At 72.6% G+C, this 25,463-nt stretch carries 25 protein-coding genes; 16 read left to right on the top strand and 9 right to left on the bottom strand.

Features of this window, described 5'->3' with window-relative positions; all coding sequences use genetic code 11:
- Positions 1 to 38 precede the first annotated feature (38 nt).
- From EDD90_RS35045 to EDD90_RS35035, 3 genes are all read left to right on the top strand, one after another.
- The gene (locus EDD90_RS35045; RefSeq protein ID WP_123976882.1) at positions 39 to 1,511 is read left to right on the top strand and encodes an FAD-dependent monooxygenase; all 1,473 of its coding nucleotides are present in this window, start codon (positions 39 to 41) and stop codon (positions 1,509 to 1,511) included.
- Between the two features lie 61 nt (positions 1,512 to 1,572).
- Complete coding sequence (locus EDD90_RS35040) at positions 1,573 to 3,300, top strand: NAD(P)/FAD-dependent oxidoreductase (protein ID WP_311737236.1); 1,728 nt, start codon at positions 1,573 to 1,575, stop codon at positions 3,298 to 3,300.
- Positions 3,301 to 3,419: 119 nt separating this feature from the next.
- Positions 3,420 to 4,964 (top strand): FAD-binding oxidoreductase, encoded by a 1,545-nt coding sequence (locus EDD90_RS35035; protein ID WP_185149332.1) that lies wholly within the window; start codon positions 3,420 to 3,422, stop codon positions 4,962 to 4,964.
- Between the two features lie 147 nt (positions 4,965 to 5,111).
- Here EDD90_RS35035 and EDD90_RS35030 read toward each other — a convergent pair whose 3' ends face one another.
- Positions 5,112 to 5,699 (bottom strand): TIGR03086 family metal-binding protein, encoded by a 588-nt coding sequence (locus EDD90_RS35030; protein WP_123976880.1) that lies wholly within the window; start codon positions 5,697 to 5,699, stop codon positions 5,112 to 5,114.
- A gap of 64 nt (positions 5,700 to 5,763) precedes the next feature.
- Here EDD90_RS35030 and EDD90_RS35025 point away from each other — a divergent pair, with 64 nt between their 5' ends.
- From EDD90_RS35025 to EDD90_RS35010, 4 genes are all read left to right on the top strand, one after another.
- Complete coding sequence (locus EDD90_RS35025; protein ID WP_123976879.1) at positions 5,764 to 6,759, top strand: YafY family protein; 996 nt, start codon at positions 5,764 to 5,766, stop codon at positions 6,757 to 6,759.
- Between the two features lie 90 nt (positions 6,760 to 6,849).
- Positions 6,850 to 7,695, top strand: coding sequence for an SDR family oxidoreductase (locus EDD90_RS35020; RefSeq protein WP_123976878.1), 846 nt, complete (start codon positions 6,850 to 6,852; stop codon positions 7,693 to 7,695).
- 114 nt (positions 7,696 to 7,809) lie between these two features.
- Positions 7,810 to 8,769, top strand: coding sequence for a D-2-hydroxyacid dehydrogenase family protein (locus tag EDD90_RS35015; protein ID WP_123976877.1), 960 nt, complete (start codon positions 7,810 to 7,812; stop codon positions 8,767 to 8,769).
- Between the two features lie 122 nt (positions 8,770 to 8,891).
- Positions 8,892 to 9,182, top strand: a complete 291-nt coding sequence (locus tag EDD90_RS35010; RefSeq protein WP_185149331.1) for a chaplin — start codon at positions 8,892 to 8,894, stop codon at positions 9,180 to 9,182.
- Positions 9,183 to 9,246: 64 nt separating this feature from the next.
- Here the strand turns inward: EDD90_RS35010 and EDD90_RS35005 are convergent, their stop codons facing one another.
- From EDD90_RS35005 to EDD90_RS34975, 7 genes are all read right to left on the bottom strand, one after another.
- On the bottom strand, positions 9,247 to 10,113 hold the full coding sequence (locus EDD90_RS35005) for a tyrosinase family protein (RefSeq protein WP_185149330.1): 867 nt from the start codon (positions 10,111 to 10,113) through the stop codon (positions 9,247 to 9,249).
- The gene (locus EDD90_RS35000; protein WP_123976875.1) at positions 10,097 to 10,591 is read right to left on the bottom strand and encodes a tyrosinase cofactor; all 495 of its coding nucleotides are present in this window, start codon (positions 10,589 to 10,591) and stop codon (positions 10,097 to 10,099) included. Before EDD90_RS35000 ends, EDD90_RS35005 begins: the two co-directional genes overlap by 17 nt.
- A 126-nt stretch (positions 10,592 to 10,717) precedes the next feature.
- A complete protein-coding gene (locus tag EDD90_RS34995) occupies positions 10,718 to 11,242 on the bottom strand; it encodes a hypothetical protein (protein ID WP_123976874.1) in 525 nt (174 codons plus the stop codon).
- Positions 11,243 to 11,382: 140 nt separating this feature from the next.
- A complete protein-coding gene (locus tag EDD90_RS34990) occupies positions 11,383 to 11,967 on the bottom strand; it encodes a vitamin K epoxide reductase family protein (protein WP_123976873.1) in 585 nt (194 codons plus the stop codon).
- The gene (locus tag EDD90_RS34985) at positions 11,967 to 12,467 is read right to left on the bottom strand and encodes a DUF5949 family protein (protein ID WP_123976872.1); all 501 of its coding nucleotides are present in this window, start codon (positions 12,465 to 12,467) and stop codon (positions 11,967 to 11,969) included. Before EDD90_RS34985 ends, EDD90_RS34990 begins: the two co-directional genes overlap by 1 nt.
- A 164-nt stretch (positions 12,468 to 12,631) precedes the next feature.
- A complete protein-coding gene (locus EDD90_RS34980) occupies positions 12,632 to 12,922 on the bottom strand; it encodes a hypothetical protein (protein ID WP_123976871.1) in 291 nt (96 codons plus the stop codon).
- 238 nt (positions 12,923 to 13,160) lie between these two features.
- Positions 13,161 to 13,400 carry a chaplin gene (locus EDD90_RS34975; protein WP_123976870.1) on the bottom strand — a complete coding sequence of 80 codons (240 nt, stop codon included), beginning with the start codon at positions 13,398 to 13,400 and terminating at the stop codon, positions 13,161 to 13,163.
- Positions 13,401 to 13,649: 249 nt separating this feature from the next.
- Here EDD90_RS34975 and EDD90_RS34970 point away from each other — a divergent pair, with 249 nt between their 5' ends.
- From EDD90_RS34970 to EDD90_RS34930, 9 genes are all read left to right on the top strand, one after another.
- Positions 13,650 to 14,759, top strand: a complete 1,110-nt coding sequence (locus EDD90_RS34970; RefSeq protein ID WP_123976869.1) for a DUF3344 domain-containing protein — start codon at positions 13,650 to 13,652, stop codon at positions 14,757 to 14,759.
- 57 nt (positions 14,760 to 14,816) lie between these two features.
- On the top strand, positions 14,817 to 15,950 hold the full coding sequence (locus EDD90_RS34965; RefSeq protein ID WP_123976868.1) for a glycosyltransferase: 1,134 nt from the start codon (positions 14,817 to 14,819) through the stop codon (positions 15,948 to 15,950).
- Positions 15,947 to 17,368, top strand: coding sequence for an exopolysaccharide biosynthesis polyprenyl glycosylphosphotransferase (locus EDD90_RS34960; RefSeq protein WP_123976867.1), 1,422 nt, complete (start codon positions 15,947 to 15,949; stop codon positions 17,366 to 17,368). The genes EDD90_RS34965 and EDD90_RS34960 overlap by 4 nt, the downstream gene beginning before the upstream one ends.
- Positions 17,369 to 17,370: 2 nt before the next feature.
- On the top strand, positions 17,371 to 18,666 hold the full coding sequence (locus tag EDD90_RS34955; protein WP_123976866.1) for an O-antigen ligase: 1,296 nt from the start codon (positions 17,371 to 17,373) through the stop codon (positions 18,664 to 18,666).
- 80 nt (positions 18,667 to 18,746) lie between these two features.
- On the top strand, positions 18,747 to 20,369 hold the full coding sequence (gene murJ / locus EDD90_RS34950) for a murein biosynthesis integral membrane protein MurJ (RefSeq protein ID WP_123976865.1): 1,623 nt from the start codon (positions 18,747 to 18,749) through the stop codon (positions 20,367 to 20,369).
- A complete protein-coding gene (locus tag EDD90_RS34945; protein ID WP_185149328.1) occupies positions 20,353 to 21,108 on the top strand; it encodes a polysaccharide deacetylase family protein in 756 nt (251 codons plus the stop codon). Before murJ ends, EDD90_RS34945 begins: the two co-directional genes overlap by 17 nt.
- Before the next feature lies 1 nt (position 21,109).
- Positions 21,110 to 22,249, top strand: coding sequence for a glycosyltransferase (locus EDD90_RS34940; protein WP_123976864.1), 1,140 nt, complete (start codon positions 21,110 to 21,112; stop codon positions 22,247 to 22,249).
- Entirely contained in the window at positions 22,246 to 22,884 is a 639-nt protein-coding gene (locus EDD90_RS34935) for a lipopolysaccharide biosynthesis protein (RefSeq protein ID WP_123976863.1), read from the top strand. The genes EDD90_RS34940 and EDD90_RS34935 overlap by 4 nt, the downstream gene beginning before the upstream one ends.
- The gene (locus EDD90_RS34930; protein ID WP_123976862.1) at positions 22,881 to 23,999 is read left to right on the top strand and encodes a GNAT family N-acetyltransferase; all 1,119 of its coding nucleotides are present in this window, start codon (positions 22,881 to 22,883) and stop codon (positions 23,997 to 23,999) included. The genes EDD90_RS34935 and EDD90_RS34930 overlap by 4 nt, the downstream gene beginning before the upstream one ends.
- Here EDD90_RS34930 and EDD90_RS34925 read toward each other — a convergent pair.
- Complete coding sequence (locus tag EDD90_RS34925) at positions 23,996 to 25,426, bottom strand: glycoside hydrolase family 26 protein (RefSeq protein WP_123976861.1); 1,431 nt, start codon at positions 25,424 to 25,426, stop codon at positions 23,996 to 23,998. The genes EDD90_RS34930 and EDD90_RS34925 overlap by 4 nt on opposite strands.
- Between the last annotated feature and the right edge of the window lie 37 nt (positions 25,427 to 25,463).

The raw sequence follows: 25,463 nt of genomic DNA, 5'->3' as shown, positions 1-25,463 counted from the left end.
CCGGAATACTGGAGAAAAGTCCAGTTGGGAGAGGAAACATGGACGATTTTCATGCCGACGTAATTGTCGCCGGAGCCGGCCCGGCCGGACTCATGCTCGCCGGTGAACTCCGCCTGGCAGGGCGCTCGGTGATCGTGCTCGACCGGCTGACCGAGCCCATGCAGCAGTCCCGGGCGCTGGGGTTCTCGGCCCGTACCATCGAGGAGTTCGGACAGCGCGGACTTCTCGAAAAATTCGGTGAACTCGAGACGATACCCTTCGGTCATTTCGGTGGACTGCCCATCGACTACCGCATCATCGAGGGCGGAAATTTCGGTGTCCGCGGTGTTCCGCAGTCCCGTACCGAGGCCATTCTGAATGCCTGGGCGACCGGTCTCGGCGCCGAGATCCGGCGCGGGCACGAGGTCATCGGCACGGCCCAGGACGACACCGGTGTCGAGGTGGAGGTGGCCACCGCCGACGGCGTGGAACGGCTGCGCGCCGCCTATCTGGTGGGCTGCGACGGCGCCCGCTCGACCGTGCGCCGGCTCGCCGACATCGACTTCCCCGGCAACAGCGCCACCATCGAGATGCTGATGGCCGACGTCGCCACCAACGAGCTGCGCATCCGCCCGACCGGCGAGGTCGGCGGGTCCGGCATGGTCGTGGTCCTCCCGCTGGGCCCGCAGGCCACCCGGGTCGTCGTCTTCGAGCGCGGCGCCGGCGTCCGCCCGACCCAGGAGGCGCCCAGCTTCCCGGAGGTCGCGGACGCCTTCCAGCGCGTCACCGGCGAGGACATCCACGGCTACCGGCCGCTGTGGACCAGCTACTTCACCGACGCCAGCCGCCAGGCCGCCGCCTACCGGGCGGGCCGGGTCTTCCTGGCCGGCGACGCCGCCCACATCCACCTGCCCATCGGCGCGCAGGGCATCAGCGCCGGCGTCGGCGACGTGGTGAACCTCGGCTGGAAGCTGGCCGCCGCACTGGACGGCCACGCCCCCGAGGGCCTGCTGGACACGTACCACACCGAGCGCCACCCGGTCGGCGGCCGGATCGTCGCCAACACCCTGGTGCAGCGCTCCCTGTACCTCGGCGGCCCCGAGATGCAGCCGCTGCGCGAGCTCTTCGGCGAACTGGTCGGCATCGAGGCGGTCCGCCGCCACCTCGTCGGCCTGGTCACCGGCCTGGACATCACCTACGACATGGGCGAGGGCGGCCACCCGCTGCTCGGCCACCGGCTGCCCGACCAGGAGCTGATCGTCGGCGACGAGAAGACGACCACCTACGAACTGCTCACCCGGGGCCGCGCGCTGCTGCTGAACCTGCGGGGCGGCGACGCCCTCACCGCGGCCGCCGCCGGCTGGGCCGGCCGCGTCGACGTCGTCACCGCCTCCCGGCCCGACCCCGAGGCCCCGGCCGCCGACCTGCTGGTCCGCCCCGACGGCTACATCGCCTGGGTCTCCCCCGACGGCTCCGCCGAGGGTCTGACCGCCGCCCTGGAGCGCTGGTTCGGCGCCCCCACCGACAGCTGACCGCACGCCCGGTCGGCGTCGACCACCCGCGCCGACGCCTCGTCAGAAGAGGAGTTCCGAGTTGACCGGCAAGGCCGAGACAGAGATACCCGCCAAGACCCCGGCGGAGAAGAGGGCCCCCGCGGCCGACCAGTGGACCGAGTGCGACGTCGTCATCCTGGGTGCCGGGATCGGCGGCTCGATCACCGGCGCGATCCTGGCCCGGCAGGGCGCGAAGGTCGTGCTCGTCGACGCCGGCCAGCACCCGCGGTTCGCGGTCGGCGAGTCCCAGAACCCGCAGCTCGTGGAGTGGCTCCACATCCTCGCCGTGCGCTACGACGTGCCCGAGCTCAAGCACCTGCTCGACGTCAAGGCGGTCACCAAGTACATCGGTGCCCACCACGGCAGGAAGCAGAGCTTCGGTTTCGTCCGGCACGTCCCGGACCGGGAGCCGGACCCGCGCGAGGCGACGATGTTCGTCATCCCGAAGATGCTGACCGAAGCAACGCACATGTTCCGCCAGGACACCGACACCTACTACTTCAACGTGGCCGCCAAATACGGCTGCACCCTGCGGCAGAACTGGCGCGCCACCGACCTCGACTTCGACGACGAGGGGGTGACGGTCACCGGGCAGAACGGCGAGGTGTTCCGCGCCAAGTACCTCATCGACGCCAGCGGTTTCCGCTCCCCGCTCGCCCAGAAGTTCGACCTGCGCGAGAAGCCGTCCCGCATCAAGCACCACGCGCGGTCGCTCTTCACGCACTACGTCGGCATCAAGCCGTACGACGACGTGTGCAACTACCCCGAGGCGCTGCGGCCCCCGGCCGAGTCCCCGTTCCACGGCGGCACCCTGCACCACCTGATCGAGCGCGGCTGGTTCTGGATCATCCCGTTCGACAACTACGAGGACTCCCGCAACCCGATGTGCAGCGTCGGCCTCACCTTCGACGAGCGGCTGTACCCGCAGCCCAAGGACATGACCCCCGACGAGGAGTTCAACCACTACCTCGACAAGTACCCGGCCGTGAAGCGCCAGTTCGAGGGTGCGCGCCGGGTGCGCGAGTGGGTGTCGACGCCGGACCGCATCCAGTACTCGTCGAAGCAGACGATCGGCGACCGTTGGTGCCTGATGTCGCACGCGGCCGGGTTCGTCGACCCGCTGTACTCGCGCGGTCTGTCCAACACCTTCGAGGTGGTGGACGCGCTGTGTTACCGCCTCCTGGAGGCGCTGCGCGACGACGACTTCTCCGCGAAGCGCTTCGAGTACGTCGAGCGCCTGGAGCAGGGGCTGCTCACCTACAACGACATGATCGTCAACAGCTCGTACATCGCCTTCTCCCACTTCCGGCTCTGGAACGCGGTGTTCCGGGTCTGGGCCTGCTTCACCACGCCGGCCACCATGCGGCAGATCCAGGCCCGCCAGGAGTACCAGCTGGACGGCGACGACCGGCACTTCCGGGAGATGGAGAACGCCCCCTACCCGGGCCTGTGGTGGCCGGACAGCCACGCCTTCAAGCACCTGCTCGACGTGACCCACGAGACCTGTGAGCGGTACGAGGCGGGCGAGATCGACGGCGACAAGGCCGCGGACATCGTCTTCCAGGCCATCAACGACTGCGAGTCGGTCAACACGCCCTTCGGCTGGAAGGACGGCGAGGACCACCGCTTCTACCGGGCCACCACCCCCACGATGATCAAGTTCATGTGGTGGGCGAGCACCAACGGGCCCAAGGAGATGCGCGACCTCGGCCGCTCGATGCTCAAGGGCGTCGTCAAGTCCGCCGCGCGCGGCAAGAAGGTCTCCTGACCGCGCCCCACCGACGGGCCCGCGCGGGGTGCGGTGCCACCCACTCTCCGCTCCCCGCGCGGGCCGCTTCCCCCACCAGCCATTTCTCCACCACACCCGCATCAACCATGGGACACCGTGTGATCAGTCGTAGAACTCTGCTCGGCGCCGGGTCGACCGCTGCCGGCCTCGCCCTCCTGCCCGCCGCCCCGGTCGCCGCCGAAACCTCGTCGACCGTCTCGTCGACCGCTTCCTCGACGCCGTGGAGCTCGCTGGCGAACCGGCTCTCGGGCACGCTCGTGCTGCCCACCGACTCCTACTACACCATCGCCCGGCAGGTGGAACTCGCGCAGTTCGACGCCGTGAACCCGCAGGCGGTCGCGTACTGCCAGAGCCCGGCGGACGTCGCGGCCTGTGTGCGCTTCGCGCAGGACCAGGGCGTGCGGACCGCCGTGCGCAGCGGCGGCCACAACTACGGCGGCTGGTCGACGACCCCCGGCCTGATCATCGACGTGTCCCGGCTCAACGCCGTCACGGTGAACAGCAGTTCGTCCGTGGAGATCGGTCCGGGCGCGCAGAACGTCAACATCCTCAACGCGCTGGCCCCGCACAGCCTGGTGGTCAGCGAGGGCGGCTGTCCGACGGTGTGCGCCGGCGGCTTCCTGCAGGGCGGCGGCTTCGGCTTCCTGACCCGGCCGACCGGCATGGCGTGCGACGCGATCACGTCCGCCGACCTGGTGCTGGCCGACGGCTCCACGGTGACCGCGTCGGCGACCCAGTACCCGGACCTGTTCTGGGCGATCCGCGGCGGCGGCGGCGGGAACTTCGGCATCGTCACCAAGTTCACGGTCACCCCGCACAGCGGCGACCAGATGGCCTTCAGCAACCTGATCTTCCCCTACGACAGCATGGCCGACGTGCTGGACGGGGTGGCCCGCTGGCTGGTGGACGCCCCGCACACCATCGGCGGCGGCGCCTATGTGGTGCAGCCCGACGCGGCGCCCGGTTCGGTGCCGCAGGCCAACGTCTTCCTCGCCTCGCGCGGTACGCCGACCGAACTGGCCGGTGAGGCCGCCCGGCTGACCGCCCTGACGGGGGCTCCCCTGCAGCAGCAGAGCGGCGTCATGACGTACCAGCAGCTCATGATGATGATCTTCGGCTGCTCCAACCTCACCGAGGCGCAGTGCCAGCGCTCCGGGAAGACCCCGCAGGGCACGCTGTCCCGCCCGGCCTACGGCGTGGAGCGGACCCGCCTGGGCAGCAGCCCGTACCCGGCGAGCGGCTGGGCGGACGTGATGACCGCGTTCGACGCCAACCGCAGGACGGGCCAGTCCCGTTACCTGGACTTCCACTTCTTCGGCGGCGAGGCCAACACCCCGGCGCGCACCGACACCGCGTATGTGCACCGCGACTCGCTCTTCTCGGTCAACTACCGGGTCTTCATCAACGACCCGGCCCAGGTGACCGACGAGGCCAAGGCGGTCGCCAACTCCTGGGTGGGCAACGGCTTCGCGACGATCGACCCGCTGTCGAACGGCGAGACCTACCAGAACTGGATGGACCCGTCGCTGAAGGCCTGGAAGGCGTCGTACTACGCGGAGAACTACTCCCGGCTGGCCCGCGTCAAGGCCAAGTACGACCCGTACCGCTTCTTCTGCTTCCCGCAGGCCATAGGCACCGTCTGACCGCACCTCCCCGGACCGCCCGCCAGGTTCCCGGCGCCACATCCCCCGGGCACCCGCAGGAACTTGGCGGGCACACACGAGAGGCCGCCGGACAACGCAGTCCGGCGGCCTCTCGAAGCGGTTCCCGAACGCTCGCGCGTCGCGGGCTCAGGGCCTGCGGCCGTACCAGCCGACCAGGCGGTCGATGGCGGGGGCGTCCTCCGGGACGTCGACGACGGGGCCGAACGGCACCTGGCCGCCGCGCGGTTCGCGGGGGACGGCGCGCTGCATGGCGGCGAGCGGGGCGGCCAGCACGGTGTCGTCCCACTCCGGCTCCTGGCCGGTCGCCTTGGCCAGGTCCCAGGTGTGCAGGACGAACTCGTTGGTGTAGATGACCGCGGCGGCGGCGCCGGGGACCGGCCCCCAGGGCAGGCCGATCTCCCGGCCCAGGATCGCGGGGTCCGACCAGACGGAACGGAGCTCCTCGGCGCCGGCCGCCCAGGCCTTGGCCCAGTCGCCGTCGGCGACGTCCTCGGCGAAGTGCGGAACGGAGAAGAACTGTCCGCCGGCGCCGATCACGGCAACCCTGCGGACCACGGAGACAAGGTGATTGGACAGTTGGCGCACCGAGTAGTCGGGGCACGGGGTGGTGGCGTCGTAGTCCTCGGGCCGCAGCGCGGCGAGGACGGAGCCGGCCAGGTCGACGGCCTTCAGCAGTCCGTCGCGGGGGTCTGCGGGCTTCGTGGTGTCGGTCATGTCATCGAGTCTCCCGACCAAACAGGCCACCCTCCGGCCACTTTCCACGAAAGGCTGATCTCTGATGCGAGCTGACCGATTGGTGGCCGCTCTTCTCTTCCTCCAGGCGCGGGGCCGGGTGACCGCCGCGGAGCTCGCCGCCGAGCTGGAGGTCTCCGAACGCACCGCGCGGCGCGACCTGGAGGCCCTGACCGCCTCCGGCGTACCGGTCTATGCGCAGCGCGGCCGGGGCGGCGGCTGGCGGCTGGTCGGCGGCGCCCGGACCGATCTGACCGGGCTCACCTCACCGGAGATCCAGGCCCTGTTCCTGGCTGCGGGCTCGTCGGCGGCCTCTCCCGAACTGCGGGCGGCACTACGCAAGTTACTGCGCGCGATCCCGGAACCGCTGCGCCCGCACGCGGAGGCGGCGTCCCGGGCCCGGATGGTCGACGACCTGGACTGGTCGCGCACGGCGATGATGACCGGCGGCACGCACCACAGGGCGCTGGAGCGCGCGGTGCTTGACGGGGTACGGGTGCGGCTCGGCTACGCCCGCCCGGGCCGCACGCCGAGCGACCGCACGCCGAGCGACCGCACGGTGGACCCGCTCGGCCTGGTCCTCAAGGCGGGCCACTGGTACCTCGTGGCCGGCACCGACCACGGGCTGCGCTCCTTCCGGCTGGGCCGCGTCACCTCGGTCGAACCGACCGGCGAACCCGTGAGCCGCCCCGCCGACTTCGACCTCGCGGCCGCCTGGCGCACCCTGGTCACCCAGCTGGAGGACCGGCTGTTCGCGGCGACCGTCCAGGCCCGGGCGGAACCGGACGCCCTGTCCCTGCTCCAGCAGCTGTTCGGCGGGCGGCTGGGCATCGGCCGGCTGCTGCCGGACGGCCGCCGGGAGATCGAGGCCGCCGGCCCGTCGGTGGAGGTGCTGGCCGCGCAGCTGGCAGGCCTCGGCACCCGCGTCGAGGTGGTCGGGCCGCCCCTGGCCCGCGAACACCTGGCCCGCCTCGGCCGCGCCCTCACCGAGCAGTACGACGGACCGCGGGAGGCGTCCGTCACCCACACGGCGGCGGCATAGCCACTTTCCTCTAGGTACCTACTATCTGAAGGATGCTAGCGTCGTGGACATCAACCAACTCCCCTTTACAACACCCTCTTTGGAGTCATCGTGATCGTTGTCACCGGAGCTTCCGGAAACGTCGGCCGTCCGCTCGTCGAGGCACTCGCCGCGGCGGGCGCGAAGGTCACCGCCGTCTCGCGCAGTCCCCTCTCCTACGACCTCCCGGAGGGCGCCCGGCATGTCCGGGCCGACCTCGCCGAACCCGATACGCTGCGCCCCGCCGTGGACGGCGCGGACGCCCTCTTCATCCTGCTGGCCGGCGACCTGCTCGGCGGCGGAGCCCCGGCCACCGAGGTGGTGGCGGCCGCCGCGGCGGGCGGTGTACGGCGCGTGGTGCTGCTGTCCTCGCAGATCAACGGCACCCGCCCGGACGTGCTCTCGCACGGCCGGCTCCGCGAGTTCGAGGAGGCCGTGCGCTCCTCGGGCCTCGACTGGACGATCCTGCGGCCCGGCGGCTTCGCGTCCAACGCCTACGGCTGGGCCGAGGCGGTCCGCACCCAGCGGGCCGTGATCGCCCCGTTCGCCGACGTGGCGCTGCCGGTGGTGGACCCGGCGGACATCGCCGAGGTCGCCGCCGCCGTGCTGCGCGAGGAGGGCCACTCCGGGCAGACCTACGAGCTGACCGGGCCGGCCGCCGTCACCCCGCGCGAGCAGGCCGCCGCGTTCGCCGCGGCGCTCGGCGAGGAGGTGGGATTCGTGGAGCTCACCCGTGAGCAGGCCCGCGAGCACATGGCGCGGTTCATGCCCGAGCCGGTGATCGACGGCACGCTCGACATCATCGGCACGCCGCTCCCCGCCGAGCAGCGGGTCAGCCCCGACGTGGAGAAGATCCTCGGCCGCCCGGCCGGCTCCTTCGCGGGCTGGGCCGAGCGCAACATCCACGCCTTCAAGTAAGCACGCGCACACCACCACGTGCACCGGCGCCGTCCGCCTGTCGGGCGGCGCCGCCCCATGCGCGGGCCCCTGAGTAGGCTGCTGCACCGCACACTGCCTGCCGGGGAGTTACTGATGCGTCTTCGCTGTGCGCTGCTGGACGACTACCAGGGCGTGGCCCTGGAGTGCGCCGACTGGTCGGCCCTCGCCGACGATGTCGATGTCGTCGCCCTCCGCGACCACCTCACGGACGAGGACGAACTGGCCGCCGTCCTCGCCGACTTCGACATCGTCGTCACCCTCCGCGAGCGCGTCCCCTTCCCCGCCTCCCTCCTCGACCGGCTTCCCCGGCTCCGCCTCCTGATCGCCTCCGGGATGCGCAACAGCGTCATCGACTACGCCGCCGCCGAGGCGAACGGGGTCACGGTGTGCGGTACGGAGAGTTCCTCGACCCCTCCCGTCGAGCTGACCTGGGCGCTGCTGCTGGGGCTGGCCCGGGGGCTGGTCGAGGAGAGCGCGGCGATGCGCGCCGGCGGCCCCTGGCAGTCCACGGTCGGCGCCGATCTGCACGGGCGGCGGCTCGGGCTGCTGGGGCTCGGGAAGATCGGGAGCAGGGTCGCGCAGGTCGGGCTCGCCTTCGGGATGCGGGTGAGCGCCTGGAGCCAGAACCTCACCGAGAAGCGCGCCGAGGAGGTGGGCGTCGAACTCGCCCCGAGCAAGGAGGAACTGCTGGCCGGCAGCGACTTCGTCTCCGTCCACCTGGCGCTCGGCGACCGCACCCGCGGTCTGCTCGGCGCCGCCGAACTCGCCCTCCTCAAGCCCACCGCCTACCTCGTCAACACCTCCCGGGCGGCCCTCGTCGACCAGGACGCCCTGCTCGCCGCGCTGCACGAGGGCCGTATCGCGGGCGCCGGAGTCGACGTCTTCGACATCGAACCGCTCCCCGCCGCCCACCCGCTGCGCACCGCGCCCCGGCTCCTGGCCACCCCGCACCTCGGCTATGTCTCCTACGCCAACTACCGGACGTACTACGGCCAGGCGGTGGAGAACATCACCTCCTTCCTGACGGGCTCCCCGCTACGGCGGCTGCCCTGATCCCGGCCCTTGGGGTGATCGTCCGCCGATCGGCGTGACCAGCCGCAGGTCGGGGCGTTGAACGGGGAGTGCGGCGGCTGGTCCTGCCGCCGCACTCCCCAAGCAACAAGAAGGAGAACGTGATGTCTCGCATCGCGAAGGCCGCGGTCGTCGCCCTCGGCACCGGCGCTGTGGTGATCGGCGGGGCCGGCCTGGCCCTGGCCGACGCGGGCGCCAACGGCGAGGCCGTCGGCTCGCCCGGCGTGCTGTCCGGGAACGTCATCCAGGTGCCGGTCAACATCCCGGTCAACGTGTGCGGCAACACCGTCAGCGCGGCCGGCCTGCTGAACCCGGCCTTCGGCAACACCTGCGTCAACGACGGCGGCCACCACCACAAGGACGGCGACAACAAGGGCGGCGGCTACGGCCACTGAGCCACCGCATACGGATGAGCCCCGGTGCCCTCGGCACCGGGGCTCATCCCGTCTCCGGGGCGCCTCAGGCGTACCGGTAGATCCGGCTCACGTCCTCCAGCGACTGCGGGGTGACGCCCCAGGGCGGCAGCTTCTCGCCGCGGGCGACGATCCGTTCGTGCTGCGGGTCCGTGAGGCCCGGCGGGTTCGCCGGCAGATAGCGCTGCCCGCGGTGCCGGGCCTGCCAGCGCTCCCACTGCAGGTCGATGAAGGCGTGGTGGAACCAGAAGACCGGGTCGTTGACGGAAGCCCCGCCGAGCATCGCGCCGCCGACCCAGCGGTGCACCCGGTTGTGGTTGTGCCAGGACGCGCTGCCGCTGCCGGTCCCCCAGCCCTCCAGCTTGTTGCGGAAGCCGCGGGTGACGGTCGAGTCCCAGGGCGGGGCGTCGTACGTGGGGTCGTCCAGCGCCCGGTTCAGCTCAGCGCTGGTGGGCAACTCGATCGGGTCGCGGGCGCGTCCGAGGTCCCGGGCGAGGAACTGCCCGTCGGTGATGCCCTCCTTGATGGTCCAGTGCCCGGCGGAGTACGCGAACGGCCCGGTCATCACCTGCTGGTCCCGGGCCCGGCCGTTCCCGCCGAGCAGGTCCTTCGTCCAGGGGACGGAGGACCGCGTACGGTCCCTGGTCCAGTCCCAGTACGGCACGGTCACCGAGGAGTCCACCCTGCGCAGGGCGCGCTCCAGGTCCAGCAGGAAGCGTCGGTGCCAGGGCAGGAAGGAGGGCGCCATGTGGGCGGTGCGCAGCCCGTCGTCGCCGTCGGGGGTGTAGTAGTCGATGTGCATCCGCACGAATTCGTCGTACTCGCCCCGCCGTTTGATCTCCAGGAAGGCCTTCACCAGCCGTTTTCGCTCACCGGCCGTCAGCCTGCCGACGTTCTTACGCACGTACGCCATGGCCGCCCCCCATGTGCATGTGTCCCCCGCCCATCGGTCCAGGGGCCAGGTCGCGCAGCCGCTGCCCGGGCCCGATCTCGTCGACGGCCGCCCGGGCCGCCGCCAGCGGGGTCGCGTAGGAGCTGTAGTGGTCGACCATGCTCAGCCAGGTGCCGTCGGCCCGCCGCATCAGATGCAGCGGCCGGCCGTCCACGGTGACCTGCCACTCGCCCCCGCCGACGGCCCGCCCCTCCGTCGGCACCAGTACGCCGTGGATACGGCGGCCCCGGTAGGTCTCGTCGAAGGAGGTGCCCGTCGGCATGCCCGTCGACGGCACCGGCCGGGAGGCCGCCACGAGCGGGGCGAGTGCCAGCGCGGCCGCGGAGGCGAGCAGTCCCCTCGTCATCTCGCGCCGCGTGACTCTGCCCGTCCCGGCTCTGTCCGGCTGCCCGGCTCCCGGCTCCGCGCCCACCGTCACGCCACCGACTCCGACGACCATGCTCACTCCTCGTACGGTTCACCGATCTGTGTCGATACCGGTAACCGTCCGAGGGGCTGCCCGGTCACCGCCGCGCCGCCGTCCGGTGCACACGACCGGCCCGAAGTGGCCGCACCGCGCGGGAAGTCAGAGGCCGGGTCCGGTGCCCAGCTCGCCGCCGGCGACCGTCTGCAGAACCGGGGCGAGCACGCCGGCCTGAGGCAGCTTCGGGCCCGGCAGGCCGAAGTTCCGCGGGTCGGGCGCGGTGAGCGGGGCGTCCGCCGACAGGCCGGGGGCGAGGGTGCGCAGGCCGGCGGCGGGGGCGTCGACACCGGCGTGGTCGAAGCGGTCGCCGAGGACGTGCGGGAGCGGGGCGCGCAGATCCAGGCCGGGCAGTCCGCCGCTGACCGGCACCTGCGGCAGCGCCCGGTCCGGGAGGAGCCGGCCCTCGACGTAGCGCGGTCCGTCGGGGGCGCCGGGCGTCAGCAACGGCAGCTCCATGCCGAGCCTGGGCATCTCCGTGTCGAGGGACTCCGAGACGCCGTCCAGGGGCACGGTCACGGGGATCGTGCCGGCCGCGGCGGCGGGCGTGGCGGCGGCGCCCACGGCGGCTGCCGCGGCCGCGACGCCCGTGACGACGGCGGCGAGGGTTCCTCGGGTGGTCGGCTTCATCTCAGGTACGGGCCTTTCGGGATCCGGGGGGAGCGACGTCCGTACCGCGTAACGAGCCGGAAAACGGCATCAGTTCACAATTCGCCCGGGTGCAGCATTAGTAGGCTGTTCACTCATCCGCTTGTCCCGAAATCGGCTGTTCAGCTGGTCCAGAAGTCCCACCATCGGGTCAGGATCAGCATGCCGACGACCCCGATGTGCAGCAGCGGCAGCACCCAGGTGAACTCGTCGAGAAACGCGCGCAGCCACTGCGGAGCGGGCAGGAAGCGATGGCGTACGGCGAAGGAGGTGACGTACCAGAACAGCAGAATGGTGGCGACCCAGGCCAGGCAGCACCACAGGCACAGCGCGTTGATCCGGTACAGCGACTGGAACTGCAGCCAGGACACGAAGCCGACGCCGAAGGCGCAGCCGGCGTCGAAGGTGAGCCAGTACCAGGCGGGGAAGCCGGCGCCGGCCAGCAGGCTCATGCCGACGCAGATCACGATGCCGTAGGCGACCAGGCCCAGCATCGGGTTGGGGAACCCGAACACCGAGGCCTGGTGGCTCTTCATCACGCTGCCGCAGGACACCACCGGGTTCAGGCTGCACCCGGGGACGAAGTGCGGGTTCTCCAGCAGCTTGAACTTGTCGAGGGTGATGACCCAGGAGGCCAGCAGTCCGGCCGCCCCCGCGATCACCGTCAGCAGCGCGAACCCCCGCCCGGCGCCCGCGGTCCTGGTCATCAGCTGCGCAGACTGCGGGCCGGCAGCACGACGTGGGCGGCGGCCGTCAGGGTCTCCTCTGCCCCGGCGAAGTCCTTCAGCGCCTCGGGGGTGACGGGCCTGCCGGGCTCGGCGTCGGGCCAGGGACGGGTGGTGAACACCAGGTAGGCGTAACCGCGTTCGCCGACCGCGGCGAGCCACTCCGCGGGCGCGGGGCACTGGGCGTTGAGCGGGGCCAGGTTGAGGACGGCCTGGCCGGCCTCGACGAGCAGGGTGACGGGCAGGCTGGGCCGGGCGGTGCCGTCGACGAGGTCGCCGCCGACCGGCAGTCCGTTGTTCTCCAGCAGCGCCTCGATCGCGGCCGCGGTGGCCTCCGGGCCGCCCTCGGCGTCGCCGAGGGAGTAGGCCAGCAGGTAGGGCATGTCACTGCCGTCGGGGGTTTCGCCGCTCCAGGCCAGTACGACGAGGGTGCCGAGGTCGGCGAGGCGGAAGGGGCGGGTTGCGCTTGGGGTTGAGGTCACCGCGCGACCCTATCGACGGGCCGCGGGGCGGCCGGGCGCCCGCTCACCCGACCGGCGGACGCCTGGCGGGCTCCGCCACACGAACGAGGGACGCCTCTCGACGCCCCTCGAACGGCGTGAACGGTGCCCCTCGAACGGCCCTGCGACGTCCCGGCGGTATCGCCTCAGCTCTGCAGCGGCAGACCGCCCAGCAGCGGGTTGTGCTGGTTCAGGGAGGCGGTCGCGCCCTTGACCGTGCTGAGCACGGAGTTCTTGTTCTCGGTGTCGAGAGCGTCCGACTGGTGCTGCAGCGGCATCGCCTGGTCCAGGGTCAGCGGACCCTTGGTGAGCGTGTTGACGGCGCCGTTGAGGCTGGTGGGCGTGAGGTCGGCGGTGGTGTAGGCGAACGCGGGCGCGGCGACGCCGGCGAGGGCCACGGAACCGGCAACGACGGCGGCAGCCTTCAGGGACTTCATCGGATTCCTTTCTTCGGCGACTTCCGGCAACGCAAGCCACCGGCGGCAGATCTGACGCTGTGTCCAACGACGTCCGGGCAAGCCGGAAACCCCGCGTCCGGAAGACATATGAGATCCCGGAATCACCTGTGCGGTCCCGGCCGGTGTGCGGGCGGCGGTGGTTGCTCGGACACACGAACCGGCCGTCCGTCCGCGGGGTGCGCGGGCGGACGGCCGGCCGAAGGGAACAGCCGCAGCGTCAGTGGTTGACGCAGGTGTTGCCGAACGCGGGGTTCAGCAGGCCGGCCGCGTCGAGGGTGTTGCCGCAGAGGTTGATCGGAATGTGGATCGGAACCTGGATCACATTGCCGGACAGCACACCCGGGGAGTGCGCGGCGACGCCGTTCGCGCCGCTGTCGGCGGCAGCCACACCGGCGCCGCCGGCGACGGCCGCGACGGCGGCGGTGGACAGGACCAGGCCCTTCGCGATACGCGACATGGAGAGGTACTCCTTGGGGTCGAAACAAACATCCGGGCGGATGCCCAGCGCTGTGTCAACGCGCTGCACCGGCCCGGGTTGTGCCGCCAATGGGGTGATCTCCCGAGAGGCCGCCTTCACGATTCCGACACACTTGCACGGTTTCGACGGATAAGTACGGATCGCGACTAGAGTTGTATATCTGTGGACTTACCCGTATTGACATCCCATCGCACCTCTCCCCTTCATGCCGAAAGGGCGAAGCCGGTCATGCGTCATCCCCTGGGCCCGCTGTTGCGCCGCGCGTCGGTGAGCGCGCTCGCCCTAGCCGTGATCTGGGTACCGGGCACCGCCCGGGCGACCGCCCCGCCCGCTCCGTCCGCCGAGGCAGCCCCGGAGTCCGCGCGTATCCCCTTCGCCGAGCGCTACCACGCGGTGCAACACGGCGGGTTCGTCCGCGCGGCCAACGCGTCCGTCAGCTGCCGTACGACGGCGGTCCGGCCGTCCGAGCCCCCCTGCACGGCGGCTCGGGAGGGCCGGGTCCCGGCGGTGAACGGGAACTTCGACATGTTCTACGTGGACGTCGACAGCGACCCCGACACCTACAACTCCTCCCGCGCCGAGTTGCGACTGCCGGCGGGCGCCCGGGTGACGTACGCGCGCCTGTACTGGGGCGGCAACCTGCGGGCCGGTGAGCAGAAGCCGGCCAGGGACGCCGGACGGGTACTGGTCGCCGAACCCGGCGGCCGGTACAAGGAGTTGCTCGCCGACACGGTCGTGGGGCACCGGGTCGCGCACGGCGCGGACGCCTTCCAGGCCTCGGCGGACGTCACCGACCTGGTCCGGTCGAGCGGAGCGGGTCTGTGGACGGTCGGCCAGGTGGACGTGGCCATGGGGAAGTCGCGGTCCGGCACCTGGGGCGGCTGGACGCTGGTCACGGCGTACGAGGACCCGGCGCAACCGCTGCGCGCGCTCTCCCTCTGGGACGGCTTCGACTCCCTCGACCGACCGGCCGAGGTACGGCTGAACGGGGTACACGTCCGGCGTGGCGCCACCGGCCGGGCGGGCCTGGTGGCCTACAACGGCGACCGGGGCGGCACCGGAGACTCGCTCACGCTCAGCACACGCGGCCGCACCCCCCTCCCCCTCGGCGACTCCGCCGACCCTGCCGACGACGTACTCAACTCCACGATCAACGACCCAGGCCCGGTACGCGCCCGGCGTGAGCCCGCGTACGCCAACACGCTCGGCTACGACTCGGATGTGTTCGATCTAGGTACCGGTCTCGCGCAGGGCGGTGACCAGCCGACCTTCCGGCTCGTTTCCCAGCGCGACGCGGCGTGGGCGGGCGCGCTCTTCGCCGCCGTGGACGTGCAGTAGTGCGGCGCGTTCCCGCCCGCAGTCCCGAGCGCCCCCCGTGAGCGAGGAATCCCGCGAATGCACCGATCAGCAACCGACCCTCGGCGACGGGTCCTCCACCTGACGCAACCCGTCGAGGGCGGGGTGGCCCGGGTGGTCCTGGATCTGGCGAAGGCCCAGCTCACGGCCGGTCTGCGGGTCACGGTGGCCTGCCCCGGTGGTGAACTGGCCGTCCGCGCGCGGGAACTGGGCGCCGAAGTGCGCCGGTGGCGCGCCGACCGCTCCCCGGGCGCCGGTCTCCGGGACGAGGTACGAGGGCTCGCCCACCTGCTCGACGAGGTACGGCCCGAACTGGTGCACGCCCACAGCGCCAAGGCGGGCCTCGCCGGACGGCTCGCCGTGCGCGGCCGCGTCCCGACCCTGTTCCAGCCGCACGCCTGGTCCTTCGAGGCCGTCGACGGCGCCACCGCCGCGCTGGCGCTGCGCTGGGAGCGGTGGGGCGCCCGCTGGGCGCACCGGGTGCTGTGCGTCAGCGAGGCGGAACGTGCGACCGGCGTACGCGCCGGTGTTCACGCCCGGTACGCCGTCGTTCCGAACGGCATCGACACCGAGTACTTCACCCCCGGCCCCTCGGAGCACAGGGCCCCTCTGGTGGTCTGCGTCGGCCGGCTGTGCCGGCAGAAGGGCCAGGACCTGCTGCTGCGGGCCTGGCCCGAGGTGCTGCGGCGGGTGCCGACCGCCCGGCTGGCGCTGGTCGGCGACGGACCCGACCGCGACGCGCTCCGTCGGCTCGCCCCCGATTCCGTCGAGTTCGTGGGCGCCGTCGACGACGCCCGCCCCTGGTACCGGGCCGCCGACCTGGTCGTGCTGCCCTCCCGCTGGGAGGGCATGGCACTGGCTCCGCTGGAGGCGATGGCCTGCGGGCGGCCGGTGCTGGTCACCGATGTCGACGGCGCCCGCGAGAGCCTGCCGCCCGCTCATGCCGCGCACTGCCTGGTGCCGCCGGAGCGGCCGGGCGTGCTGGCCGAGGCCGTCGCCCATCTCCTGCTCGCCCCGCAGCTGCGCCTGTCGCTCGGCGACCGGGGACGTCGGCACGTCCTGTCCACGCACGATGTGCGGCGCACGGCGGAGGCGGTCGCGGGGCTGTACCGCGAACTCCTCGGCGAGCGGCCGCTGGTGTCCTTCGAGTCCAGGGAGTCCATCCACTCGTGACCGCGGAAAGCACCGTCCCCTCCCCCGGCCCGCAGGCACGGGACCACGGACTCTCCCCCGTCTCGGTCCTGCCGGCGCGCACCGCCGGCGGCTTCCGGTTCCCGTTGCGGCGGCCGCCCGCCCGGCCGACTTCCCCGGTGCCGCTGCTCGCCGCCGACCTGTGCGCCGTGCTGCTCGGCGCGGCCGCGCTCGACGAGGCCGTGCGCCGGCCCGCCCTGCTCGCACTGCTGGTGTGCGGGGCGATACTGCTGCGCCCGCCCGCGCCCAGACGGATGGCGGGAGTTCTCGACGAACTGCCCGCCGTCTGCGGCCGGATCGCCGTGGTCTGGCTGGGCCTCACCGCCACCGTCGCCACCTGGGACCCGGACCATGCGCTGTCCGCCCGCGCCCTGCTGCTGGGCTTCGCCCTGCACACGGCGACGGCCTGTGCCGGCCGCGGCCTGGTGCACTGGCGCCGCCGCCGCGCCCTGCTGCGCCGCCCCCGTGCCGCCCTGGTCATCGGCCCCGCCGCCACCGCCCAGCGGGTCGCCGCCGCCGTACTGCGCCACCCCGGCTGCGGGGTACGGCCGGTCGGTGTCGTCGCCGAGCACCCAGAGGGCCCCGACGGGCTGCCCGTGCTGACCACCGGCCTGCAGGTCGAGCGCGCCCTCATCCAGAACGGGGTCCGGGCCGTCCTCACCGTCCACCCCGGAGTCCGCACCGAACAGGGCCCGCTGCTGCGGGCGCTGGCCGAGTCGGGCTGCGTGGTGTGGGAGGTCGACGCGGACTCACCGGCGTACGAGATGCGCGACCAGCTCGCCGGGTTCTCCTGCCGCCGTCTGGAGATGGGCTCGCGGCGGCGCGGCAGCATCGGCAAGCGGATCCTCGACATCGCCGTCTCCGGGACGGCGCTCGTACTGGTCAGCCCGCTGCTCCTGGTCTGCGCGACGGTGCTCCGGCTCACCGACGGACCCGGTGTGGTCTTCCGGCAGGAGCGCATCGGCGAGGGCGGCCGTCCCTTCACCCTGCTGAAGCTGCGCACCCACCGCCCGGTCGACGAGCACGAGGCGGCCACCCGGTGGAGCGTCGCGGGCGAGGTCCGGATGAGCCGCTTCTGCCGCTTCCTGCGGCAGACCTCCCTGGACGAGCTGCTCCAGCTGTGGAACGTGCTGTGGGGCGATATGAGCCTGGTCGGGCCGCGCCCCGAACGGCCGTACTTCGTGGGCCAGTTCAGCCAGTCCTACCCGGGCTACGCGGCCCGCCACCGGATGCGGACCGGCATCACCGGGCTCGCCCAGATCCACGGGCTGCGCGGTGACACCTCCATCGAGGACCGCGCCCGCTTCGACAACGCCTACATCGACAACTGGTCGCTGTGGCAGGACGTCTGCATCCTGCTGCGCACCGCGGCCTCGCTCGTGCGCTCGACGGGGAGCTGACGATGAGCTTCGCACTGTCGCCGACCAGGTCGCTGCGGCTGCCGCCGGTGCTGGCCGTGGTCGGCGTGCTGGCGGTGCTCGCGCTGCCGCTGGCGCCGGGCGGCGGGGACAGCGGGGCCGGACCGGCCGACGCGGTGTCCGGGCTGGTCGTGCTGTACGCCGCGCTGCGGACGGTACGGGAGCGGCGGCGACCGCTGTCGGCCACGGCCGCGGTGGTGCTGGCCATGCCGGTCGTGGGCCTGGCCGTCGCCGCGACGGGCGCGTCCTCGCCGGGGGCGGGGCTGACCGGCCTCGGCCGCTATCTCCAGGTGTTCGTCCTGGTTCCCGCCGCCGTGCTGCTGCTGGTCCGCAACCGCGCCGACTTCCGGCTGCTGGCCTGGTCCTTCGTGGGGTTCGCGGGGTGGGAGGGCGCGGTCGGCGTGCACCAGTACGTCACCGGGACCGGGGCGTCGTACCAGGGTGAGATGGTCCGCGCGGTCGGCACGTTCGGGCCGCAGGACGTGATGGGCATGGCGACGGTCGTATCCTTCGGGCTCGTGTGCGCGCTCGGACTGGCGCTCGGCCGGTCGCCGGTTCGGCAGCGGGCGGCGGCGGGCGCCTGCGCGCTCGGGCTGCTGCTGCCGCTGGCCGTGTCCTTCAGCCGGGGCGCCTGGATCGCGACGGTGCTGACCTGCGGTGTGCAGCTGTCCCTGGCCGGGCTGCGGCGGGCGCTCAAGGTGGCCGCGGTCGCGGTCGCGGCGGGTGTGGTGCTGGTGGGCGGCTTCGGGGTCGGTACGGCGATGCTCCAGGAGCGGCTCAGCAGCATCGGGCAGGTCACGGACGCGCCGGACCAGTCGGTGGTCGACCGGTACACGCTGTGGGCGGCGGCGACCGGGATCTGGCGCCAGCACCCCGTCGACGGGGTCGGGTTGAAGAACTTTCCGGAGTACCGGGACGGGCATGCGTCGCTGGCGCTGTCCTCCGGGAGCGACACGGAGGGGGCGGGGTCGGCGTACCGGAAGCAGCCGCTGCTGTCGCCGCACGACATGTATCTGCTGGTGCTCAGCGAGCAGGGGCTGATCGGGCTGCTGGCGCTGGCGGGGAGCTGGCTGGCGTTGCTGGTGTGCGGGCTGCGGGGGCTGTGGCGGGTGCGCGGCGGCGACGGGCTCGACTGTGCGCTGGTGGCCTGCGGGCTGCTGATCTGGCAGCTCGTGGACTTCGCGTACGCGGACATCGGAGGGCCGTCGACCGTGCTCACGGCCGTGGTCTTCGGGGTGGTGGCCTGGTGGGCGTTGGTGGGGGCGGAGCGGGCGGGATGAGTGTGACACCGGGTGTGCATGGGTCGGATGTCGACTGCGGGCCGGTGGGGGCTGAGCGCGCCCACGCGGCGGAGCCGCACATGTCAGGGCCCCGCGCCCCCAAGCAGGGCACTGCCGCCGCCGGAGTTGACGAGGCACCGCCTACTCGTGGATTCCTCGCCAAGGCCGCCCTGGTCACCGCTGTCTTCTCTGTTCTCGGGTCGGTTCTCGGGCTGGTGCGGGATCAGTCGCTCGCGCGGCTCTTCGGGGCCGGGCAGGACACCGACGCGTTTCTCGTCGCCTGGACCGTTCCCGAGTTCGCCGCCACCCTGCTCATCGAGGACGGGCTGGCGTTCGCGCTCATCCCCGCCTTCAGTCTGGCCCTCGCACGAAGGGCGCAGGGGGCGCCCGGCGACCCCGTCCGGGCGCTGGTCGCCGGCACGCTCCCCAAGCTCGCGCTCGCGTTCACCGCGGTCGGTGCCCTGCTCGTCGGCGGTGCCCCGCAGCTCGTCGAGGTGCTCGCACCGGGGCTCCGGAACCCGGGGCTCGCCGTGGACTGCACCCGGCTCACCGCGACCTGTGTGCTGACCTTCGGGCTCGCCGGGTACTGCAGTGCCGCCCTCCGTGCCCACCGGCGTTTTCTCGCGCCGGCCGCGATCTACGTCGCCTACAACGCCGGCATCATCACCGCGATGTTCGCCCTCGGCGGGCACTGGGGGGTGCGGTCGGCCGCGCTCGGGGTCGCGGCCGGCGGTGGCCTGATGGTCGCCGTACAGCTTCCGGCCCTGCTCGGTCAGTTGCGGCGGAAGGTGCAACGGCCGGCCACCGGGACCGTCGTCGCCGAGGCGAAGCCCATGAACGTGGGGCTGATGGCCACCGTGCTGCTGTTCGCGCTGTGCCGGCAGTCGCAGGTGCTGATCGAGCGGTTCCTCGCCTCGCATCTGCACTCCGGGGCGATCTCGTACCTGAACTACGCGCAGAAGGTCGCGCAGATCCCGATGACGATGTCGATGATGCTGTGCACGGTCACCTTCCCGGTGGTGGCCCGGGCGCTGGCCGAGGGCGACACCGAGCGGGCCCGGAACCGGGTGGAGCGGGACCTGTCGGTGGCCGCGAGCGTCGTACTGTTCGGCACCGCCGTGGTCGTGGCCTGTGCGCCGCAGGTCATCCGCATCCTGTTCCAGCGCGGCGCGTTCACCCCGGCCGACACCGGCGCCACGGCCGGCGTGATGCGTGTCTACGCGCTCGGGCTGCTCGGGCAGACCCTGGTCGGTGTGCTGGTCCGCTCCTACTTCTCGGCGGGCCGCGCCACCTGGTACCCGGTCGGCGCCATGGCCTCCGGGATCGTGGTGACCTCCTGGATCGGCGTCCTGACGGTCGGCCCGTACGGTGTCGTCGGCATCGCCGCCGCCAACGCCACCGGTATCACCGCGACCGCCGCGCTCCTGCTGGCCGGCATGGGCAGGCGCAGCGTCCCGATCCGCACCCGGCGGGTGCTGGCCGAGCTGAGCCGGCCGGTGCGGGCCGCCGTGGTCGCGACCGTCGTCGGGACGTTGGTCGCGGGGCGTCCGGCGGATCCGCTCACCGGTCTGGCCGCCGGGGCCGCGACCGTCACGTTCGTCTTCGTCCTGCTCGGCTGGGCCCTGGACGCCCAGGGCTTCGCACCCGCACTCCGTTTCGTAGGCACCGTCACCCGAAGGCTCGCGCATGCCGTCCTCCATTGAGTCCGCCGAGAAGGCCGGACGTCTCACCGGCCCGGTCCCCTGGGTCGCCATGTACCACTCGGTGGGGGACTGCTCCGACGATCCGTATCGCGTCACCGTCACCCCCGGGCGGCTGGAGAAACAGCTCCGCTGGCTGCGCCGGCGGGGGCTGCGCGGGGTGTCGGTCGCCGAGTTGCTCGCCGCCCGGGCCCGGGGCGAGGGGCGGCGGCTGGTGGGGCTCACCTTCGACGACGGGTACGCCGACTTCCTCGACCACGCGCTGCCGCTGCTCGACCGCTGGGGCTGCGGCGCCACCCTGTTCGTGCTGCCGGGCAGGCTGGGCGGCGACAACGCCTGGGATCCGCTCGGCCCCCGCAAGCCGCTGCTCACCGCGGACGGGATCCGGCGGGCGGCGGCCGGCGGGGTGGAGATCGGTGCGCACGGGCTGACCCATGTCGATCTGACGAAGGCGGACGCGGACACGCTCGGGGCGGAGACCGCGGAGAGCCGCAGCCTGCTGCAAGACCTGATCCAGTCCCCGGTCGACGGTTTCTGCTACCCCTACGGCACCGTCGACCGGCGTGCCGTCGACGCCGTGCGGGACGCCGGTTACGGCTACGCCTGCGCCATCGACCCCGGCGACCTGAACGGCGTGCACGCCCTGCCCCGGGTGCACATCGGCGAGAACGACCACGCCGTACGCCTCTTCCTGAAGTACCGGCTGCACCGGCTGCGCCGCCGTCCCGTCGAGGGGCTGTGAGATGAGGGCCCTGCACGTCATCACCGGCCTCGGAGTGGGCGGGGCGGAGCAGCAGCTCCGGCTGCTGCTCCGCCACCTGCCCGTCTCCTGCGATGTCGTCACGCTCACCAACCCCGGGCCGGTGGCGCGCGGGCTGGCCGCCGACGGGGTGCGGGTGGTCCATCTCGGGATGGCCGGGAACCGGGACCTGGCCGCGCTGCCCCGGCTGGTCCGGGTCATCCGCCGGGGACGCTACGACCTCGTCCACACCCATCTCTACCGGGCCTGTCTGTACGGCCGGGTCGCCGCGCGGCTGGCGGGGGTCCGGGCCGTCGTCGCCACCGAGCACTCCCTCGGCGACACACAGCTGGAGGGCCGCGAACTGACCTCCGGGGTACGGGCGTTGTACCTCGCGGGCGAGCGGCTCGGCCGGTCCACCGTCGCCGTCACCCCCACCGTCGCCGACCGGCTGCGCCGGTGGGGGGTGCCGGGGCCGCGCATCGACGTCGTACCGAACGGCATCGACCTGGAGCGTTTCCGGTTCGACCCGGCCGTGCGGCGGCGCACCCGGGCCCGCCTCGGGCTCCCCGAGGACGCCTATGTCATCGGTGGCATCGGACGGCTCGCAGCCGGCAAGCGGTTCGACGTACTGATCCGGGCGCTGGCTCAACTCCCCTCCGATTGTCGGTTGTTGCTGGTGGGCGGGGGCACGGAGGAGAGCGCGCTGCGCCGCGCCGTGCACGAGGCCGGGGTCGCCGGCCGGGTGCTGTTCGCCGGTGAACGGCCGTACGCCTCCGACAGCTCACGTGATCCCGACCTGCCCTCGCTCACCTCCGCCATGGACGTGCTCGCCTCACCGTCGGCGGAGGAGGCGTTCGGGCTCGCGGTCGTCGAGGCGCTGGCCGCAGGGCTGCCTGTGCTCTACAGCTCCTGCCCGGCCGTCGAGGACCTGCCGCCCGCCGCCGCTCCGGGCGCCCGCCGTGTCGAGGGCGGTGCCGGCGCCTACGCCGAGGCGCTGGCCGCCGTCCGCGCCGCCGGACCAGGCCCGCGCACCGCGCCGGAGGCCGCCCGCCGCTACTGCATCACCCGCAGCGCCGCCCAGCTCATGGACGTCTACGCGGCCGCACTCGCCACCACACCTCAGGGAGTCAGTACGCCATGACAGAGAACACCGTCCGAGCACCACGCCCGTTCGTCCGCGCGGTACGGCCCTGGGCGCTGCTGGCGGCCGGGGTCGTCGCCGGCGGAGCGCTGGGCGGCGCCTACGGAGTGCTCAAGCCCCGCACCTACACGGCGACCAGCTATGTCATCGCCGTCCCCACCGACAGGTCCGACACCGCGTCCGCGCAGGGCTTCGCGCAGGCCTACGGCCGGGTCGCCACCCAGCTCGCGGTGCTCGGGGACGCGCAGCTGTGGGCCGGGGTGCCGGCGAACACCCTGCGCAACAGCGTGCAGACGGAGACCTCGCCGGACGCGCCGATGGTCGCCGTCTCGGCCACCTCGCCGCACGCCCTCCAGGCCGCCGACATGGCGAACGCGGTGGCCCGCTCGCTCACCCGGCACGCCAACGAGACCAAGGCCGACACCCATGTCGAACTCCTGCAGTTCTCCCGCGCGTTGAAGCCGACCGCACCGACCTCGGCATCCCCGAAGATCACCGGTCTGGTGGGGGCGAGCGCGGGCGGGCTGCTGGGCGGCCTGGTCCTGCTGGTGCGGCCCCGGCGCCGCGAGGAGACCGCCGTACAGGCCTCCGTGCCCGGTCCGGCCATGGCCGCCGACGTACACGGACAGCTGTGACGGCGACGGCCAACCCTACGCTCGCCGCGTACGCCACCGAACTCGTCACCGACGAGCGCGCCTTCGCCGAGCTGGCCCCCGCCTGGGGCCGCCTCTACCAGCGGTGCGGCACGGCCACCCCGTTCCAGAGCCACGCCTGGCTGCACTCCTGGTGGCGCTCGTACGGGATTCCCGGCCGGCTCCGCCTCGTCCTGGTGCGCTACGGCAGTGAGCTGGTCGCCGCGGCCCCGCTGATGCTGGTGCGCCGGCCGCTGCCCACACTGGTGCCGCTCGGCGGGGCGATCTCGGACTACGCGGACGTGCTGCTCGCCGACGCCGACGACGGCCGGGCGGCGGGCGCGCTCACCCAGGGGCTCGCGGCCGTGGCCCGGACGGCGCTGATCGACTTCCGCGAGGTGCGGCCCGGCGGTGCGGTGGAGCGGGTCTACGACCGCTGGACCGGGCCGTGCCGGAAGGTGCCCGACTCGCTGTGCCTGGAACTGCCCGCCGTGTCGATGGACGAACTGGTCGCCCGGCTGCCCTCGAACAAGGCCCAGCGGGTGCGCGCCAAGCTGCGCAAGCTGGGCTCGCTCGGGGTGCGCCGGGACGTCGTACCGCCCGACGGGGTCGACGCGGCGCTGCACCGGCTCCTCGATCTGCACCGGCTCCAGTGGCAGGGGCGGAAGGTGACCACCGAGCATCTCCAGCCGCGGTTCCGGGAGCATCTGGTGCGCTCGGTGGGTCCGATGGTGCGCTCCGGGGACGCGGTGGTCACCGAGTTCCGGCTCGACGACGAGGTGGTCGCCGTCGACCTGACCCTGCTGTCGCCCAGCCTGGCCGGCGGCTATCTGTACGGGGCGCATCCGGGGCTGCGGGAGCGCAAGGCGGACGTGGCGGTGATGCTCCTGGACGCCTGCGCCCAGCACACCGGCACCAGCGAGCGCGGCGCGCTCAGCCTGCTGCGCGGGAACGAGCCGTACAAGCACCACTGGCGGCCCCAGCCGGTCGTCAACCAGCGGCTGTTGCTGGCCCGGCGGCGTACCGCCCCGCTGCTGACGGCGGCACTGTGCGACGTCGCCGCCCGGCAGCGGGTCAAGGAGGTGCTGCAGCGATGGAAGGAACACCGGCAGGACTAGCTCGCGCGGGACCACCAGTCGAGGCGGATGCAGACCTTCCCGCCGAGCCGGCGCTCGACCCAGTCGCCCAGGTCCAGGCGCACGCAGTTGTCCGGCGGCTTGGCGACCGGCCTGGGGGCGGGGGGCGAGATCCCCGGCGCGGGTGTCGGTGTGGATGTCGGCTTCGGAGTCGGTGCCGGCTTCGGAGTCGGCGCCGCTGTCGGCTTCGGTGTCGGCGTCACGGTCGGCGTCGGTGTCGCGGTCTCCGTGTGGTCGGAGAGTTCGGAGCGGTAGACCCTCGCCGAGAGCGGGTTGGCCGAGCACTGCCAGACGCCGTGCGGGCAGTAGTCGGTCAGCGTGTTGTACAGCGGCTTGTGCTCGTCCAGCCAGGCGAGCATCCGCCGCATGTACTCGGAGTTGTCACCGTTGCGGAAGAGACCCCATTCCGGATAGGAAATGGGCTTCCCGTGGGCCTTCGCGAAATCGACGTGCTGCTGAAGTCCATAAGGCTCCCGCACCTGTTGGTCGAAGGAAAGACCGGTCGGCTGGTCGTACGCGTCCATGCCGATGATGTCGACCGTGTCGTCCCCGGGATAACACTCCGTCCACGGTACGGCGTCGTGTCCCCGGCTCGGCGTGAAGTCGAACCGGAATTTCTGGCCCGGCACCGCACGCATGGCGGTGACGATCCTGTTCCAGTATTTCTTCCAGGCCTCCGGGTCCGGCCCGCAACGATGGGTGTAGGTAGTGCCGTTCATCTCCCAGCCGAGCACGATGACCGTGTCCGGCACCTTCAGCTCCACCAGTCGCTCGGCCAAGGCCCGGAAGTGGTGATCGAACTGCCCGGCGGCGCCCTGCGCCAGCAGTTCGCGGACCTCGGCGTCGCCGATACCCTCCTCGTTGTGCTCCTGCATGGGCACGTTCAGGACGAGCATCCGGTCGTCCTTGTCCCGTCGCCACTGCGCCCAGACGTCGAGGAAGCCGGGGGCGCCCTCGATGTCGCTCCACCGGTCGCCGGGCAGGTAGGTGTGCGCGACCTTGAGCTCCGCGCCGCCGAGCCAGCTGCTCAGCTGGGCCATGCGTGCCACGCCCATCGGACCGGAATCGAGGAAGGCCCCGAAGGCCGGGGGCACCACCTTGACGGGCGCGGACGTGACTGGCACGGGTGTGGGACCGACCGACGAGGGTGTGGGACGCGCCGAGGCGGGTGCGGGACTGGCCGACGCAGGTGTGGGACTCACCGGTACGGGTGTGGGACGGGTCGGTACCGGCAGGGGAGCCGCCGACGCCGGGACGGACGTCGTGGGGGTCGGAGCCGGTGTGGGGTCCGCACCCGCCGCGAATCCCGGACCGGTCGCCAGGGTCGCCGACATGACGACGACCGCCGCCGCGACGACGGCCGACCGGCGCGACCGGGACCTCGGCCGCTTTCGCCGCTGTGGAGCCATACCTGCTCCTCTCTCCACCAGTTCTCGTTCGACGGAC

Source organism: Streptomyces sp. Ag109_O5-1 (assembly GCF_003814875.1).
Taxonomy (GTDB): domain Bacteria; phylum Actinomycetota; class Actinomycetes; order Streptomycetales; family Streptomycetaceae; genus Streptomyces; species Streptomyces sasae.
Note: the sequence above shows the minus strand (reverse complement) of the source record. Positions and strands in the feature narration are given on the sequence as shown.

What these genes read in the sequence shown, in the direction of transcription:
- EDD90_RS35045 (WP_123976882.1), top strand. Translation starts at nt 39, where the DNA reads ATGGACGATTTTCATGCCGACGTAATTGTCGCCGGAGCCGGCCCGGCC.
- EDD90_RS35030 (WP_123976880.1), bottom strand. Translation starts at nt 5,699, where the DNA reads ATGACCGACACCACGAAGCCCGCAGACCCCCGCGACGGACTGCTGAAG.
- EDD90_RS35025 (WP_123976879.1), top strand. Translation starts at nt 5,764, where the DNA reads ATGCGAGCTGACCGATTGGTGGCCGCTCTTCTCTTCCTCCAGGCGCGG.
- EDD90_RS35015 (WP_123976877.1), top strand. Translation starts at nt 7,810, where the DNA reads ATGCGTCTTCGCTGTGCGCTGCTGGACGACTACCAGGGCGTGGCCCTG.
- EDD90_RS35010 (WP_185149331.1), top strand. Translation starts at nt 8,892, where the DNA reads ATGTCTCGCATCGCGAAGGCCGCGGTCGTCGCCCTCGGCACCGGCGCT.
- EDD90_RS35005 (WP_185149330.1), bottom strand. Translation starts at nt 10,113, where the DNA reads ATGGCGTACGTGCGTAAGAACGTCGGCAGGCTGACGGCCGGTGAGCGA.
- EDD90_RS35000 (WP_123976875.1), bottom strand. Translation starts at nt 10,591, where the DNA reads ATGGTCGTCGGAGTCGGTGGCGTGACGGTGGGCGCGGAGCCGGGAGCC.
- EDD90_RS34995 (WP_123976874.1), bottom strand. Translation starts at nt 11,242, where the DNA reads ATGAAGCCGACCACCCGAGGAACCCTCGCCGCCGTCGTCACGGGCGTC.
- EDD90_RS34990 (WP_123976873.1), bottom strand. Translation starts at nt 11,967, where the DNA reads ATGACCAGGACCGCGGGCGCCGGGCGGGGGTTCGCGCTGCTGACGGTG.
- EDD90_RS34980 (WP_123976871.1), bottom strand. Translation starts at nt 12,922, where the DNA reads ATGAAGTCCCTGAAGGCTGCCGCCGTCGTTGCCGGTTCCGTGGCCCTC.
- EDD90_RS34975 (WP_123976870.1), bottom strand. Translation starts at nt 13,400, where the DNA reads ATGTCGCGTATCGCGAAGGGCCTGGTCCTGTCCACCGCCGCCGTCGCG.
- EDD90_RS34970 (WP_123976869.1), top strand. Translation starts at nt 13,650, where the DNA reads ATGCGTCATCCCCTGGGCCCGCTGTTGCGCCGCGCGTCGGTGAGCGCG.
- EDD90_RS34965 (WP_123976868.1), top strand. Translation starts at nt 14,817, where the DNA reads ATGCACCGATCAGCAACCGACCCTCGGCGACGGGTCCTCCACCTGACG.
- EDD90_RS34955 (WP_123976866.1), top strand. Translation starts at nt 17,371, where the DNA reads ATGAGCTTCGCACTGTCGCCGACCAGGTCGCTGCGGCTGCCGCCGGTG.
- murJ (WP_123976865.1), top strand. Translation starts at nt 18,747, where the DNA reads ATGTCAGGGCCCCGCGCCCCCAAGCAGGGCACTGCCGCCGCCGGAGTT.
- EDD90_RS34945 (WP_185149328.1), top strand. Translation starts at nt 20,353, where the DNA reads ATGCCGTCCTCCATTGAGTCCGCCGAGAAGGCCGGACGTCTCACCGGC.
- EDD90_RS34940 (WP_123976864.1), top strand. Translation starts at nt 21,110, where the DNA reads ATGAGGGCCCTGCACGTCATCACCGGCCTCGGAGTGGGCGGGGCGGAG.
- EDD90_RS34935 (WP_123976863.1), top strand. Translation starts at nt 22,246, where the DNA reads ATGACAGAGAACACCGTCCGAGCACCACGCCCGTTCGTCCGCGCGGTA.
- EDD90_RS34925 (WP_123976861.1), bottom strand. Translation starts at nt 25,426, where the DNA reads ATGGCTCCACAGCGGCGAAAGCGGCCGAGGTCCCGGTCGCGCCGGTCG.